Annotated in this window: 13 protein-coding genes; 9 read left to right on the top strand and 4 right to left on the bottom strand. The window is 63.9% G+C overall.

Annotated features, from left to right (window positions below; all coding sequences use genetic code 11):
• Window positions 1–152: 152 nt before the first annotated feature.
• Both sucC and sucD read left to right on the top strand, forming a co-directional pair.
• Window positions 153–1,322 carry an ADP-forming succinate--CoA ligase subunit beta gene (gene sucC, locus AC1Q61_RS05070; protein ID WP_003946426.1) on the top strand — a complete coding sequence of 390 codons (1,170 nt, stop codon included), beginning with the start codon at window positions 153–155 and terminating at the stop codon, window positions 1,320–1,322.
• Window positions 1,323–1,337: 15 nt separating this feature from the next.
• Window positions 1,338–2,240 carry a succinate--CoA ligase subunit alpha gene (gene sucD / locus AC1Q61_RS05075; protein WP_003946432.1) on the top strand — a complete coding sequence of 301 codons (903 nt, stop codon included), beginning with the start codon at window positions 1,338–1,340 and terminating at the stop codon, window positions 2,238–2,240.
• A 42-nt stretch (window positions 2,241–2,282) separates the two neighbouring features.
• On the opposite strand, the gene AC1Q61_RS05080 is transcribed toward sucD, so the two are convergent.
• Window positions 2,283–2,918 (bottom strand): IMPACT family protein, encoded by a 636-nt coding sequence (locus AC1Q61_RS05080; protein ID WP_003946418.1) that lies wholly within the window; start codon window positions 2,916–2,918, stop codon window positions 2,283–2,285.
• Between the two features lie 86 nt (window positions 2,919–3,004).
• On the opposite strand from AC1Q61_RS05080, the gene AC1Q61_RS05085 reads away from it, so the two are divergent.
• The 4 genes from AC1Q61_RS05085 (at window position 3,005) to purH (ending at window position 7,992) form a co-directional block, all read left to right on the top strand.
• On the top strand, window positions 3,005–4,060 hold the full coding sequence (locus AC1Q61_RS05085) for a DUF5336 domain-containing protein (RefSeq protein WP_042921326.1): 1,056 nt from the start codon (window positions 3,005–3,007) through the stop codon (window positions 4,058–4,060).
• A gap of 121 nt (window positions 4,061–4,181) precedes the next feature.
• Complete coding sequence (locus tag AC1Q61_RS05090) at window positions 4,182–5,714, top strand: cell division protein PerM (RefSeq protein WP_192712295.1); 1,533 nt, start codon at window positions 4,182–4,184, stop codon at window positions 5,712–5,714.
• 6 nt (window positions 5,715–5,720) lie between these two features.
• Window positions 5,721–6,440 (top strand): phosphoribosylglycinamide formyltransferase, encoded by a 720-nt coding sequence (gene purN / locus AC1Q61_RS05095; RefSeq protein ID WP_030534875.1) that lies wholly within the window; start codon window positions 5,721–5,723, stop codon window positions 6,438–6,440.
• Window positions 6,433–7,992, top strand: a complete 1,560-nt coding sequence (gene purH, locus AC1Q61_RS05100; protein ID WP_003946407.1) for a bifunctional phosphoribosylaminoimidazolecarboxamide formyltransferase/IMP cyclohydrolase — start codon at window positions 6,433–6,435, stop codon at window positions 7,990–7,992. Before purN ends, purH begins: the two co-directional genes overlap by 8 nt.
• Window positions 7,993–8,068: 76 nt before the next feature.
• On the opposite strand, the gene AC1Q61_RS05105 is transcribed toward purH, so the two are convergent.
• The 3 genes from AC1Q61_RS05105 to AC1Q61_RS05115 form a co-directional block, all read right to left on the bottom strand.
• Complete coding sequence (locus AC1Q61_RS05105; RefSeq protein WP_003946391.1) at window positions 8,069–8,290, bottom strand: hypothetical protein; 222 nt, start codon at window positions 8,288–8,290, stop codon at window positions 8,069–8,071.
• 451 nt (window positions 8,291–8,741) lie between these two features.
• Complete coding sequence (locus AC1Q61_RS05110) at window positions 8,742–9,710, bottom strand: alpha/beta hydrolase family protein (protein WP_003946348.1); 969 nt, start codon at window positions 9,708–9,710, stop codon at window positions 8,742–8,744.
• A 27-nt stretch (window positions 9,711–9,737) separates the two neighbouring features.
• On the bottom strand, window positions 9,738–10,310 hold the full coding sequence (locus AC1Q61_RS05115; protein ID WP_007727593.1) for a DUF4126 domain-containing protein: 573 nt from the start codon (window positions 10,308–10,310) through the stop codon (window positions 9,738–9,740).
• 85 nt (window positions 10,311–10,395) lie between these two features.
• Between AC1Q61_RS05115 and AC1Q61_RS05120 the strand changes: the two genes are divergently transcribed.
• The 3 genes from AC1Q61_RS05120 to AC1Q61_RS05130 are packed head-to-tail and all read left to right on the top strand — an operon-like array spanning window position 10,396 to window position 14,190.
• Window positions 10,396–10,812, top strand: a complete 417-nt coding sequence (locus tag AC1Q61_RS05120; protein WP_003946398.1) for a VOC family protein — start codon at window positions 10,396–10,398, stop codon at window positions 10,810–10,812.
• Window positions 10,813–10,866: 54 nt separating this feature from the next.
• Window positions 10,867–12,243: an ATP-binding protein gene (locus AC1Q61_RS05125; RefSeq protein ID WP_102999408.1), complete on the top strand. Its 1,377-nt coding sequence runs from the start codon at window positions 10,867–10,869 to the stop codon at window positions 12,241–12,243.
• A gap of 9 nt (window positions 12,244–12,252) precedes the next feature.
• Complete coding sequence (locus tag AC1Q61_RS05130; protein ID WP_492650986.1) at window positions 12,253–14,190, top strand: VWA domain-containing protein; 1,938 nt, start codon at window positions 12,253–12,255, stop codon at window positions 14,188–14,190.
• The last annotated feature ends 9 nt before the right edge of the window (window positions 14,191–14,199 follow it).

A 14,199-nucleotide genomic window follows, 5' to 3' on the forward strand; every position in this document is an offset into this window, starting at 1 on the left:
TCGGTGAGGCGTGCCTCATCGGGCAATTGCGCGTGACTTGGGCCACATAGCATCAATGCGGGCGCAAACCGAACGCGGCAACTGGTTAAAGTCCAGAACAGACCCGCTCCTACCCCTCGAGCGGGTGACAACGCAGACGAGACGGTGAGCAGATGGATCTCTTCGAATACCAGGCGAAGGAACTCTTCGCCAAGCACGGAGTGCCGACTTCGGCTGGACGTGTTACAGACACAGTCGCCGGCGCACGCGAGATTGCCGAAGAAATCGGTAAGCCCGTGATGGTGAAGGCACAGGTCAAGGTAGGCGGCCGCGGCAAGGCCGGTGGCGTCAAGTACTCGCCCGACGTGGATGCCGCAGTGGCAAACGCCGAGGCAATCCTGGGCCTGGACATCAAGGGCCATGTCGTCAAGAAGCTGCTGGTCGCAGAGGCAAGTGACATTGCCGAGGAGTACTACATCTCCTTCCTGCTCGACCGCACCAACCGCACCTACCTGGCCATGTGCTCGGTAGAGGGTGGCGTCGAGATCGAGGTCACCGCCGAGGAGAACCCCGACGCTCTCGCCAAGATCCCCGTCGACGCAGTCAAGGGCGTCGACCTCGCGTTCGCGCGCAGCATCGCCGAGGCAGGAAAGCTGCCCGCAGAGGTGCTCGACGCAGCGGCCGTGACGATCCAGAAGCTGTGGGAGGTCTTCATCGGCGAAGACGCACTCCTCGTCGAGGTCAACCCCCTCGTTCGTACGCCTGACGATCAGATCCTCGCCCTCGACGGCAAGGTCACCCTCGACGAGAACGCAGCGTTCCGTCAGCCCGGCCACGAGGCATTCGAGGATCGCGACGCTACCGATCCCCTCGAGCTCAAGGCCAAGGAAAACGACCTCAACTACGTCAAGCTCGACGGTGAGGTCGGAATCATCGGCAACGGCGCAGGCCTGGTCATGTCCACGCTGGACGTCGTCGCATACGCCGGCGAGAACCACGGTGGCGTCAAGCCCGCCAACTTCCTCGACATCGGCGGCGGAGCTTCCGCTGCAGTCATGGCTGCCGGCCTGGATGTCATCCTCAACGATGCACAGGTCAAGAGCGTGTTCGTCAACGTCTTCGGCGGCATCACCGCGTGTGACGCAGTTGCCAACGGCATCGTCGGCGCACTGAAGACCCTGGGTGACGAGGCCAACAAGCCGCTCGTCGTTCGCCTGGACGGAAACAACGTCGAAGAGGGTCGTCGCATCCTCGCCGAGGCCAACCACCCGCTGGTCACGGTCGTCGCAACCATGGACGAGGCCGCCGACAAGGCCGCCGAACTCGCTCACGCAGCGAAGTAAGGGACTCACAGAACAATGGCAATCTTCCTCACCAAGGATTCAAAGGTCATCGTCCAGGGCATCACCGGCGGCGAGGGCACCAAGCACACCGCTCTGATGCTCAAGGCCGGCACCCAGGTCGTCGGCGGCGTCAACGCTCGCAAGGCCGGCACCACGGTCTCGCACGTTGCAGCTGACGGTTCCCCTGTCGAGCTCCCCGTCTTCGCGACGGTCGAAGAGGCAATCAAGGAGACCGGCGCAGACGTCTCCATCGCATTCGTTCCCCCGGCCTTCTCGAAGGACGCCATCGTCGAGGCCATCGACGCGGAGATCCCGCTCCTCGTGGTCATCACCGAGGGCATCCCGGTTCAGGACTCCGCTTACGCTTGGGCGTACAACGAGTCCAAGGGCAAGAAGACCCGCATCATCGGACCGAACTGCCCCGGCATCATCACCCCGGGTGAGGCCCTCGTCGGCATCACGCCCGCCAACATTGCAGGCACCGGCCCCATCGGCCTGGTCTCCAAGTCGGGCACCCTGACCTACCAGATGATGTACGAACTCCGTGACTTCGGCTTCTCCACCGCCATCGGCATCGGCGGCGACCCGGTCATCGGAACCACCCACATCGACGCCATCGAGGCGTTCGAGAAGGATCCCGAGACCAAGGTCATCGTGATGATCGGTGAAATCGGTGGCGACGCGGAAGAGCGTGCAGCCGATTACATCAAGGCCAACGTCACCAAGCCGGTCGTCGGCTACGTGGCAGGCTTCACCGCTCCCGAAGGCAAGACCATGGGCCACGCCGGTGCCATCGTCTCCGGTTCCTCGGGAACTGCTCAGGCAAAGCAGGAAGCTCTCGAAGCTGCAGGCGTGAAGGTCGGCAAGACGCCGTCCGCTACCGCTGCTCTCGCTCGCGAGATTCTTCAGTCCCTGTAAGGGGCTTCGCCCCCGTGCGTGGTTAGGGAGTCTCCGGACTCCTTAACCACGCACAGTGGTATCGACCCACATCGACCCGGCAGGTTCCAACTGCCCGGCACCGGATGTGATGGATGCGACGATCGAATCGAGATCGTCGGCGTCACCGGCGGCGAGCGTCATCACCGCCTTCGATCCATACGTAGTTCCGAGCACCGAGACGCCCCGCGCTCTCAGCTCCGCTTCCACCCGACCGGCCTCTGAGTGCCGGATCGCCAAAGTGCGCAGGACCTTTCTCTCCCTGGCCACAAGCTCGGCCGAATCGAGAGCCACCGAGACCGCTCCCGAATACGCGCGGACCAATCCACCGGCGCCGAGCTTGATTCCGCCGAAATAGCGCGTGACGACAACAATCACATCGACCAGATCTCGAGACTTGAGAACCTGAAGCATCGGCACCCCGGCAGTGCCGCCCGGTTCACCGTCGTCGTGTGCACGTTCGACGCGTGAGTTCGCCTCGTATCCGATCACGAAAGCCGAACAATGATGGCGCGCATCGGGATACAGCGATTTCTGCTCCGCGACGAACTCCGTGGCGGCTTCGGCGTCGTCTACCCGGTGAAGCGCGGCGATGAATCGTGAGTGCTTCACCTCGGTTTCGACGACGTGGTCGGCGCCGGGCGCGAGGGTGAAGGGCATCTGCCCATTGTCTCCTGTCGGTGTTAGCGTGCGAAGTCGAGACACATACGCTGGTAACCATCGAAGACCGTCTACGAGGAGAAGTCATGACGTTCACGCCGCAAGGGCCCAGCTTCGGGCCACCGAATCAGCCGGCAGCGGGCGGTGGAACCAAGAATCTCGGATTCATCCTGCTCATCGCCGTCGCGGCACTCGGCCTGATCAATTTCCTGCTCGGTTTTGCGCCCTTCACGTCGATCAGTGGAAGCAGCAGCGGCATCGGTAGCGGCCTGGATACCAGTTCGAGTTTCTTCGAATCGAGCATCTACGGCCTCGGATTCGTTTTCGCCGGCGGTGTGGTTGCGGGCGTATCGCTCCTCCCGAAGCAGTCGTATGCAGGCATTGCCGCAGCGCTCACCCTCACGGGTTTCTTCGCTTTGGTGTTCGCCGCGTTCTCCGTCGGTACCAGCGACTACGTCGACATCAGCCTCGGTTGGGGCCTGATCATCGTGCTGATCCTCTCGTTCGTGCAGACCGTCGTCGCAGTCGCCGCGTTGTTGTTCGAGATCGGAATTCTGAAGGCGCCCGCGCCCCGACCGGTAGCTCAGCAGTACGGTCAGCAGCAGCCTTACGGCCAGCCCCAGGGCCAGGCGCCGGGGCAGGCGCCAGGTCAGCCACAGGGATACGGACAGGCTCAGTACGGCCAGCCTCAGCAGGCTCAGCAGCCGGGCCAGTACCAGCAGAATCCGCAGTACGGGCAGGCGCAGCAGCAGGGATACGGGGGAGCGCACGCCGCCCCCGTCGACCCGACCGCTTCGCAGCCGCCTTACGGCCAGACTGCGTCTCCCTACGGGCAGAACCCGGTGCAAAATCCCGGACAGACCGACTCGTCGGCCGCGACGACGTCGTCTTACTATCCGCTGACCTCTCAGCCCGGTGGCCAGCCGAACCCGAGTTACTCGTCGGATCAGTTCACCGCTCCACGCGGTTACGGCCAGCCGTACAACCAGCAGCAGACTGGCTCGACCGAGCAGCCGACGGGCTTCGAGCCGCCTACCTTCGAAGCGCCGACGCCGTCTGCGGAACCTGACCAGGGCAGCAGCGATTCCGCGGCCGAGACCAAGGTCTTCGGCTCGCAGAACCCCGACGAGCGTCAGCAGTAGTATTTCTTCGTTTCACGAACATGAATGTGGCCTCCGACCCGCTGCGGGTGGAGGCCACATTCCGTGAGCCCGACGGCGCGCCTGAGTGCGCGGCGCACTGTCGAGTGAAACCCTCGAGGGGATGAGTTCTTTGATTGATGGCACCCGGTCCCGTCCCACGTCCTCACGACCCGGACGTGGTCGTACTGGCAGCGGCCGCGTCGGCGGCGGTCGCCCGGGACCGAACCCGGACCTGGCGCGCAAGCTGCTGACCGTCGCCTTCCGACCGTCGGGCCTGACGATGCTGCTGATCGCGGCTGTCGTCGTGGTCACTTTGGTATCGGCGAGCAGCGATCTGACCGGAACCTTCGGCGCCATTGCCACTACATGGTTGGCCATCCACCAGGTGCCGGCGACTATCAGCGGCGTCCAACTCGGTGTACTGCCACTGCTTCCAACGGCGGTCATGATGTGGGTGGTCGCACGCCGATGCGCGTCGACTGCGGTGCACACCGACTCCCGTGACGACACCCTCCGCCTGGTGGGGGCGGCGGTAGCCGGACCGTTGACTATCACGGCAATCGCTCTCGCCGTTGTCGCCGACGCCTCCGCGGCAATTCCGCTGTCGAGCCCCAACACGTTGGCCGCTTTCGGCTGGGTCGCCGGGATTCACCTGATCGCCGCGTCCGTCGGTGTTGCTGCTGCGCACTGGGATCGCGTCGTCGCCGAGATTCCGCCGTGGGCATCTGCCGCTGTTCGTCCGGCCGCGGCTGCGTCGGCAGCGCTGCTGGCTGCGGGCGCCGTGGCCGTCGTGGTGTCGCTACTCGTGTCGTGGTCGACGGTCGGTGACCTACTCGCACGCGGCAACGGGTTTGTCGGCGTACTGGGATTGACGGTGTTGTCGCTGCTCTACCTGCCGAACCTCGTGGTCGGTGCAGCCGCGGTGATGACGGGATCGACGGCCGATTTCGGAAACGTCTCCATCAGCGTGTTCGGCAACATCGGTGGAGATCTGCCACCCTTGCCCCTTCTCGGAGCGGTTCCGGAAGGCGTCGCCGGCGGAATCTGGCCGGTGCTGTTGGTCGTTCCGGCTGCGGTGGGTGTGATGCTCGGCCGTGATTGCGCTCGACGCATCGCCGGGCAGGACAGTGTGCTCGCAGTGCTGACGGCAGCTGCCGGTGCCGGCGTCGTCATGGCTCTGCTTGCCCTTGCTGCGGGGGGAGACCTCGGGCAGTTCGGCACCGTCGAGGTCCTGTGGTGGGGCTTCGGTCTTCTGACTTTCGCGTGGCTGGGATTGTTCGGAACCGTCTCGGCGCTGTTCGCGATGTGGTTCTCACACCGCGGACACATGAAGGACGAGGTTGCGCCGCCGACGGCTGAACCGGCTCGAGAATCCGAGCCCGAACTTGCGATCACGGCCGCGGCCACAACGGATGGCGAGGACGACGAAAACGCCGACGAAGTGCTCGCCCAGGAATCTGCGGTGGTAGTGACCAAGGTCGTCGAAGCCGAAATTGTCGAAGAATCAGGCGAACCCGTGCAGGTAGTGACAGAGGAAACCGTCGAGATCGAAGTAGTCGACGCGGAGGTTGTCGCGGCACCCGAGGCGGACCCCACAGCCGGGGCCGAGCCGGAGACCGACCTGCCCTCGAAGCCGCAGGAGTCCAGCGACTAGGCTGTCATGCGGCCGATACTCCGGCCGCATCATCTTCCAGTTCTCAGGAGTAGTGCGCTGACTGCCTCGGCCGACAATCCGCAGCCGACAATGCCCGACAGGGTCCAATTTCGCGACTCTGTCGCGCGGGTAGTCGTACTCGCTTCCGGCGCGGGAACCCTGCTGACTTCGCTGATCGACGCTTCGCATGCCGAGGGATACCCCGCCGAGATCGTTGCCGTCGGTGTAGATCGTGACTGCCTCGCCGCCGAGCACGCTGCGGATTCGAAGATCCCGTCCTTCAAGGTCTCGATCAAGACCTACGAAAATCGTGCCGCCTGGGACGAGGCGCTGACAGCAGCAGTGGCCGAGTACGAACCCGATCTCGTGGTCAGTGCAGGCTTCATGAAAATCCTCGGCCCCAGCTTTCTCGAGCGTTTCGGCGGCCGAATCATCAACACTCATCCCGCGTTGCTGCCTGCCTTTCCCGGCGCGCACGCGGTTCCCGACGCTCTGGCGTACGGCGTGAAGGTCACCGGTTCCACGGTGCATCTCGTCGACGGCGGAGTTGATACCGGGCCGATCTTGGCGCAGGAAGCTGTGCCGGTGCATGACGACGACACCGAGTCTTCGTTGCATGAACGCATCAAAATTGTGGAGCGACGGTTGTTGGCGGACGTCATCGCCGCTGTTGCTACGCGCGGAGTGGTTTCCGATGGACGAAAGGCCGTGATCCCCAGTGAGTGAACGCAAGGCTGTGCGCCGTGCACTTGTCAGCGTCTACGACAAGAGTGGTCTGATCGAGCTGGCCACGGGCCTGCACGAGGCCGGTGTCGAGTTGGTCTCGACCGGTTCGACCGCGTCGAAGATCGCCGACGCCGGAATCCCCGTGACCCCGGTCGAGGCTCTGACCGGATTCCCGGAATGCCTCGAAGGCCGTGTGAAGACGCTGCATCCGCGCGTCCACGCCGGCGTTCTCGCCGATACCCGCAAGCCGGATCACCTCGCTCAGCTCGAGGAACTCGGCATCGCGACCTTCGAATTGGTTGTCGTGAACCTGTACCCCTTCACCGAGACGGTTGCCTCGGGCGCTAGCCCGGACGAGTGCGTCGAGCAGATCGACATCGGCGGCCCGTCGATGGTGCGTGCTGCAGCCAAGAACCATCCGTCGGTTGCCGTCGTGGTCGATCCGGCTCGGTACGCCGACGTCCTGACTGCCGTTGCCGGTGGCGGATTCACCTTGCGTGAGCGCACTGTGCTTGCAGCGCAGGCGTTCCAGCACACTGCGTCGTACGACGTCGCGGTTGCGAGCTGGATGACGAGCACGATCGCCGCTGACGAGGACGGTTCGCTGTTCCCGGCCTGGGTCGGTGCGACCTGGAACCGCAGCGCTGTTCTTCGCTACGGCGAGAACCCGCACCAGGACGCTGCGCTGTACGAAAACCCGGCTGCGCCTGCAGGTTTGGCTCAGGCGGAGCAGTTGCACGGCAAGGAGATGTCGTACAACAACTACACGGACTCCGACGCAGCGTGGCGCGCAGCGTACGACTTCACTGATCCGGCCGTCGCAATCATCAAGCACGCCAACCCGTGTGGCATCGCCATCGGCACCGACATCGCCGACGCCCACCGCAAGGCGCATGCATGCGATCCGGTCAGTGCTTTCGGTGGTGTGATCGCTGCCAACCGCGAGGTCACCGTCGAACTGGCCGAGCAGATCGCCGACATCTTCACCGAGGTCGTCATCGCGCCCTCGTACGAAGACGGAGCTGTCGAGGTTCTGCAGCGTAAGAAGAACATTCGTGTTCTGAAGGCAGCCGCTCCGACCGCTACCGGAATCGAACTGCGTCCGATCTCCGGCGGTACCTTGCTCCAGCAGCGCGACGTCCTGGACGCCGACGGCGACAACCCGGCCAACTGGACCCTCGCCAACGGTGAGGCCGCCGATGCCGAGACTCTCGCTGACCTCGAATTTGCTTGGCGCGCCAGCCGTTCGGTGAAGTCCAACGCGATCCTGCTGGCCTCCGGCGGTGCCTCTGTCGGCGTCGGCATGGGCCAGGTCAACCGCGTCGACGCAGCGCATCTGGCTGTTCAGCGAGCCGGTGACCGCGTCGTAGGTTCGGTTGCAGCTTCGGACGCGTTCTTCCCGTTCCCTGACGGTCTGCAGGTGCTGCTCAACGCCGGCGTCAAGGCTGTTGTGCAGCCGGGTGGTTCGGTTCGCGACAACGAAGTGATTGCCGCAGCCAAGGAAGCCGGTGTCACTCTCTATCTGACCGGTGCGCGCCACTTCGCGCACTGACTCCTACGTCGGTAGCGGGCCTCGACTCCTCAACGGGAGTTCGGGGCCCGTTCTGCATTCAGGCCGCCCGGGTCTTTCAGGCGGCGCTGCTGTGGGTGCCCTGGAGTTCGCGCGGTGAGCCGGTGATGACGACGCGTGAGGCTCCGCGACTGCGGATCTCGCTGATCAATGCGCCGAGGGTAGCTTCGTGGGCCGCATCGGAGTGTGAAAGATCCAGGGTGACGGCGTATCCGGTGAGGTCACCGGGCAGATCGACATACGGCGGCGCGATGGACAGTTGGTTGACTCGAAGTTTCATGTGGTGCTCCTGCGTGTGAAAGGTAAAAGAAAAGGCACCCGAGGCGTTTGCCCTGGGTGCCCGAGAACGAATCCGGTGAAACTGGGGATCATTCTCGGGGTACACCGCGCTTGTTGCCCATGTGCTTGGCCGACATTGCGACCGAAAAAATGTGCTTGTCTGCGGTGCAGCTGCGCCACGAAGGTACGGATACGACGTGCGGGTGTAGCGACATGATGTCCGTTCCTTTCTGTGTGGCGTTGCTGGTTAATGGATGACCGTACAGCACGGATCGAGGGTTCGCACCAATAAAAAGCGCCGCGAACTTAAACTCCGGGTGACTTCTGTCCCCAGGTTCGCCGGATTGAAAGAGTCTCCATTGCAGGTCAGGCGTAGAAAGCAGAATTCCCTCCGCGATGGTTCGCGGAGGGAACTTTCTACCTGAAAAAGAGGACGTTCGGTCTGTACGTGATCAGGAGAACGAACGGACCCACGCTGTGAAGGGCTCCGAGAACTCTGCCGAGTACGGAAGCGGCGCGACGTAGTCGGCACCGGTGGACTGTTCGTCGCCGATGTCCTTGAGTACGAAGTTGGCGTTGCGCATCCGCACGGAAGTCAGCGCTGTATGTGAGAGCGCGGCGTCGAGTGCCGCGACATCGGCGGGAATGACTTGGATGTCCTTGTCCGAGCAGCTCGTGAGAACGGGCATGCCCGCCGGTAGCGCCGCCACGAGCGCAACCGGGTCCAATGCGTCTTCCTCGGCGAGTGCCTTGGCGTTGGCGTGTACGAGTCCCGCATTCTGCAGCGGCTCGGGCAGGTCATCCGGAACAGTGCCCTCGGATCGCAGCGACTCGACGGCATCGGCGAGCGCGACGCGCAGTTCGTCAGCCAGTTCGACCGGCAACTGACCGGCGCCGACGACCGCATCGAGCTGGCGGTGAATCTGCGTCGTGAGTAGATCGAGAAGTCTGACGCTCAGTGGCTCGAGCAGTGCGAGGGCACTGACTCTGGCGCCCTCCTTCGCGGTGGCGAGAGCCAGTGCGACTACGGCGCCGTCGCTGTGTCCGACCACGAACAAGCGCTCGGGATCGACACCGGGTTGCCCGGCGAGGTAGTCCAGTCCGTCGGAGGCGGCGTCGACAAAAGTGTTGAAGCCGAGATCGGCGATGTCCTCGATGTCGTAGTCGCCGAGGGCGGTTTCGCCACTGCCGAGCTTGTCGTAACGCAGGCTTGAAATCCCTTGTTTTTCAAGAAGATCCGCGATGAACCGCAGAGTTCCGATGTCGCCTTCGAGGAGGGCGCTGTCGCCGTTGCGATCGGTGGGGCCGCTGCCGGCCAGAATCAGCGCGGCCGGGGCAGGGGCGTCGGGTGAGGCGGCCAGGCGAAGACTCCCGTACAGGGTGACGTCGCCGGATTGGAACGAGATCTCGGTGTCGGACATGACGACTTGTCTACCAGGTCGGTGCGGTCAGGCGGTGCGCAGACTCCGGACACGACGCCAGCCACGCCAGCTGAACCACAAGAGCGCGGCGAGCAGGGGAATGATCAGGAGCGGCAAGATCATCGCGATCAAGGAAGTGAAGAAAGTCAGCACATCCTCGATGACGGAAACGACGGGATTTGCCAGCCCACCGGTAGTGGCCGTACTGACCGCGCGAGTGCCGGTCTGCGCGGCGCTGAACGTCAACGCCGTCGGCGCTCCGACGATGATGCCCGCCAACGCGGCCATCGCAGGGTCGAGATGACTGAATGCCGCCCAGGCGGCGATCACTCCGGCGATCGGCCCCGTGACGTTCCCGATCACCGAGAGTGCGTTGTCCACGAACGGAATGAGGTCGGCACCCAGTTCGACCACCGCGGCGATTGCCAATGCCACCAGCGCGCCGGTCGATCCGATCCACCGCATCGACTCGCCGACGGTGATCCCGAACAGTTCGAAGTGGACGGCAGCGCTGAGCATCAGCAGGGGCAGGAAGGTTCGCATTCCGGACGCTGCGGCGAGTCCGAGGCCGAGCATGGCCGGCAACACCCAGGTATCCATGGGTGGAGTTTAGGTCTACTGTGCGCCTTTATTAACCGCCGGCGGTTAATAAAGGCGCACAGCAAAGTCTCGGAAAGGACCTTTCATGGCGACAAACCCGCAGCCGATGTTCTTCCTCAACCTGCCCGTCAAGGACCTCGGCAAGGCCACCACCTTCTACGAGGGCCTCGGATACTCCAAGAACACGCAGTTCTCCGACGAGAATGCGTCGTCGATGGTCATCAGTGACACCATCGTTGTGATGCTGTTGGCCGAGCCCTTCTTCAAGACCTTCACCACCAAGGGCATCGCCGACACCTCGACGTCGACGGAAGCGCTGCTCGGTCTCTCGGCCGAGACCCGTGAGGCCGTCGACGCCCTCGTCGACAAGGCGCTCGAGACCGGCGGTTCCGAAGGTAACGCGACGCAGGATCACGGCTTCATGTACAGCCGCAGCTTCCAGGATCCCGACGGCCACATCTGGGAAATCATCTGGATGAATCCCGAGAACATCGAGGGCTGAGCGACCGAACTTCCTCGGCGAGAGGCGAAACCCCGCAAACACTCGTAGCGTGGAGTGGTGACTGTCGCAAAAACCCTCGGAGAGCTACGCGCCTCCGGACACGTACAGCGAAGTGTCAAGGAAGAACTACGAGAGAATCTTCTCGCCGCGTTGCGGGACGGCCGTGACCCCTGGCCCGGGATAGTCGGGTTCGAGGACACGGTCGCCCCGCAACTCGAGCGGGCGCTGATCGCCGGCCACGACGTGGTTCTGCTCGGCGAACGAGGTCAGGGAAAGACGAGGTTGCTTCGCACTCTCGGGCTCCTGCTCGACGAGTGGACGCCCGTCATCGAAGGCTCGGAACTGGGGGAGCACCCGTACGAGCCGATCACCCCGGCTTCGATACGTCGAGCCAAGGAACTGGGCGACGACCTCCCGATCGCCTGGCGCCACCGCAGCGAGCGGTACTCCGAGAAGTTGGCGACGCCGGATACCTCGGTCGCCGACCTGATCGGCGACGTCGATCCGGTCAAGGTTGCCGAAGGCCGGAGCCTCGGCGATCCGGAGACCATTCACTTCGGCCTCGTGCCTCGCGCGCATCGCGGAATCGTGGCCATCAACGAGCTCCCCGACCTCGCCGAACGCATCCAGGTCTCTTTGCTCAACGTGATGGAAGAGCGGGACATCCAGGTCCGCGGGTACACGCTTCGGCTTCCGTTGGACGTTCTTCTGGTCGCGAGCGCCAACCCCGAGGACTACACCAACCGCGGGCGCATCATCACACCACTCAAGGACCGCTTTGGCGCCGAGATCCGCACTCACTACCCCGTCGAGCTGGCGGGCGAGATCGCGGTGATCGAGCAGGAGGCGCACCTGGCCGCGGAGGTGCCCGACTACCTTCTCGAAATTCTTGCCAGATTCACGCGCTTGCTACGCGAATCCACCTCGGTGGACCAGCGATCGGGTGTGTCGGCACGCTTTGCCGTCGCCGGCGCGGAAACCGTCAGTGCCGCCGCGGTACGACGGGCAGCGGTGCTCGGCGAAGCCGATCCTGTTGCACGGCCCGTCGATCTCGAGTCCGTGGTCGAGGTTCTTCGCGGCAAGGTCGAGTTCGAATCCGGTGAAGAGGGACGGGAACTGGAGGTGCTCGAGCACCTGCTGCGTCGCGCGACCGCCGATACGGTTCGGGTACGTCTCGGCGGGATCGACCTGGGGATGCTGGTTGCTGCGGTGGAGATGGGCAACACGATCGTCACCGGTGAATCTGTCACGGCCAAGGCATTTCTCGACGAGCTTCCGGACCTCGAGGTCCTGGACGAAGTAGCCGAACGTCTCGGTGCGCAATCCGACGGCGAGCGTGCCGCCGGTGCCGAACTTGCCCTCGAAGGGCTTTACCTCGCGCGCCGGATCTCCAAAGATCAAGGCCCGGGCGGCCGCTCGGTATATTCGTAAGGGGCAGTGATGATCCACAATCCGCGGTACGGGCCTTACGACGGTGGTCCCGATCCGCTCGCGCCTCCCGTGGATCTGCGCGAGGCCCTGGCAGCAATCGGCGACGACGTGTTGTCGGGCACGTCGCCGCGCCATGCCCTCCGAGAGCTCCTGCGCCGAGGCAACCGGGACATGCGCGGGCTCGACGACCTTGCTGCCCAGGCGAACCGGCGCCGACGTGAGTTGCTACGCCGCAACAATCTCGACGGAACGCTCGACGAGGTTCGTAAGCTTCTCGACAAGGCGGTGCTCGAAGAGCGCAAAAAACTGGCACGTGCTCTCGACGACGACGCACGATTCAACGAAATGCGGATCGAGGAGTTACCGCCGTCGACAGCTCAGGCCGTGCAAGATCTGGCCGACTACAACTGGCGCAGCGAACAGGCTCGCGCGGATTACGAGAAGATTCGTGATCTGCTCGGACGTGAGGTTCTCGATCAACGCTTCTCGGGAATGAAGCAGGCACTCGAGGGCGCCACCGACGAGGATCGTGAGCAGATACGCCAGATGCTGGCTGATCTGAATCAACTGCTCGACGCGCACTCTCGCGGGGTCGACACTGCGGAGCAGTTCGCGGAGTTCATGGACAAGCACGGGCAGTATTTCCCGGACAACCCGCGCAACGTCGAGGAACTTCTGGATTCTTTGGCGCAGCGCGCGGCGGCTGCACAACGATTGCGGAACTCGCTCTCGCAGGAGCAGCGTGACGAGTTGGATGCGTTGGCGCAGCAGGCATTCGGTGATCCGAGCCTGATGAGTGAGCTGAGTCAACTCGACCAGTTCCTTCAGGCGGCTCGGCCGGGTGAGGACTGGGAAGGTTCGCAACAGTTCCGCGGCGAGAACGGTATGGGTTTGGGTGAGGGGACCGGTGCCCTGCAGGACATCGCCGAGCTGGAATCCTTGGCGGATCAACTGTCGCAGCAATACGCGGGCGCGGCGCTCGACGACATCGACCCCGAGCTACTCGCGCGGCAACTCGGCGACGAAGCCGCCGCTGATGCTCGCACCCTGGCTGATCTCGAAAAGGCTTTGCAGGAACAGGGTTTCTTCGATCGTGCACCGGATGGTCAATGGCGCTTGTCGCCCAAAGCCATGCGACAGCTCGGGCAGACTGCTCTGCGCGATGTCGCCGGGCAACTGTCGTCGCGAACCGGTCAACGCGATACGCGTCGGGCCGGTGCGATGGGTGAACCGACCGGAGCGTCCCGCGAATGGGAATTCGGGGACACGGAACCGTGGGACGTCACGAGAACCATCACCAACGCCGTCCTGCGTGACCCGGGCCGAATGCCGGTGCGGCTGAGCGTCGTCGACGTCGAGGTGGCCGAAACCGAACAGCGCAGTCAGGCTGCGGTTGCTCTCCTGGTGGACACGTCGTTCTCGATGGTGATGGAAGATCGCTGGGTGCCGATGAAGCGCACCGCTCTGGCACTCAATCATCTGGTGAGTACGCGATTTCGCAGCGACGAACTCCAGTTGATCGCCTTCGGACGCCACGCGCACGTGCTGAGCCCGTCGGAGCTCGCTGGTTTGGACGGCGCGTGGGACCAGGGAACCAACCTGCACCACGCACTGTTGTTGGCGGCCAGGCATCTTCGACGCCACTCCAACGCACAGCCGGTGGTACTGATCGTCACCGACGGTGAGCCGACGGCTCATCTCGAAGCGGACGGAGAAGCCAGGTTCGACTACCCGCCGAGTGCGCGAACCCTCGGTTTGACGGTTCGAGCACTCGACGCGGTGGCCAGGCTGGGCGCCAAGGTCACGTTCTTCCGCCTCGGTGAGGATCCAGGTCTGGCCAGGGTGGTCGACCGGATGGCGCACCGGGTGGGTGGACGCGTCATCGCGCCGGACCTGGACGGCCTCGGCGCCGCGGTCGTGAGTGACTACATGCGAGGTCGCCGCTAATTCTGCCGC

The organism is Rhodococcus sp. MPR-R1B, assembly GCF_058793255.1.

Coding starts and splice junctions, on each gene's coding strand:
- sucC (WP_003946426.1), top strand. CDS start 153: ATGGATCTCTTCGAATACCAGGCGAAGGAACTCTTCGCCAAGCACGGA.
- sucD (WP_003946432.1), top strand. CDS start 1,338: ATGGCAATCTTCCTCACCAAGGATTCAAAGGTCATCGTCCAGGGCATC.
- AC1Q61_RS05080 (WP_003946418.1), bottom strand. CDS start 2,918: ATGCCCTTCACCCTCGCGCCCGGCGCCGACCACGTCGTCGAAACCGAG.
- AC1Q61_RS05085 (WP_042921326.1), top strand. CDS start 3,005: ATGACGTTCACGCCGCAAGGGCCCAGCTTCGGGCCACCGAATCAGCCG.
- AC1Q61_RS05090 (WP_192712295.1), top strand. CDS start 4,182: ATGAGTTCTTTGATTGATGGCACCCGGTCCCGTCCCACGTCCTCACGA.
- purN (WP_030534875.1), top strand. CDS start 5,721: ATGCGGCCGATACTCCGGCCGCATCATCTTCCAGTTCTCAGGAGTAGT.
- AC1Q61_RS05105 (WP_003946391.1), bottom strand. CDS start 8,290: ATGAAACTTCGAGTCAACCAACTGTCCATCGCGCCGCCGTATGTCGAT.
- AC1Q61_RS05110 (WP_003946348.1), bottom strand. CDS start 9,710: ATGTCCGACACCGAGATCTCGTTCCAATCCGGCGACGTCACCCTGTAC.
- AC1Q61_RS05115 (WP_007727593.1), bottom strand. CDS start 10,310: ATGGATACCTGGGTGTTGCCGGCCATGCTCGGCCTCGGACTCGCCGCA.
- AC1Q61_RS05120 (WP_003946398.1), top strand. CDS start 10,396: ATGGCGACAAACCCGCAGCCGATGTTCTTCCTCAACCTGCCCGTCAAG.
- AC1Q61_RS05130 (WP_492650986.1), top strand. CDS start 12,253: ATGATCCACAATCCGCGGTACGGGCCTTACGACGGTGGTCCCGATCCG.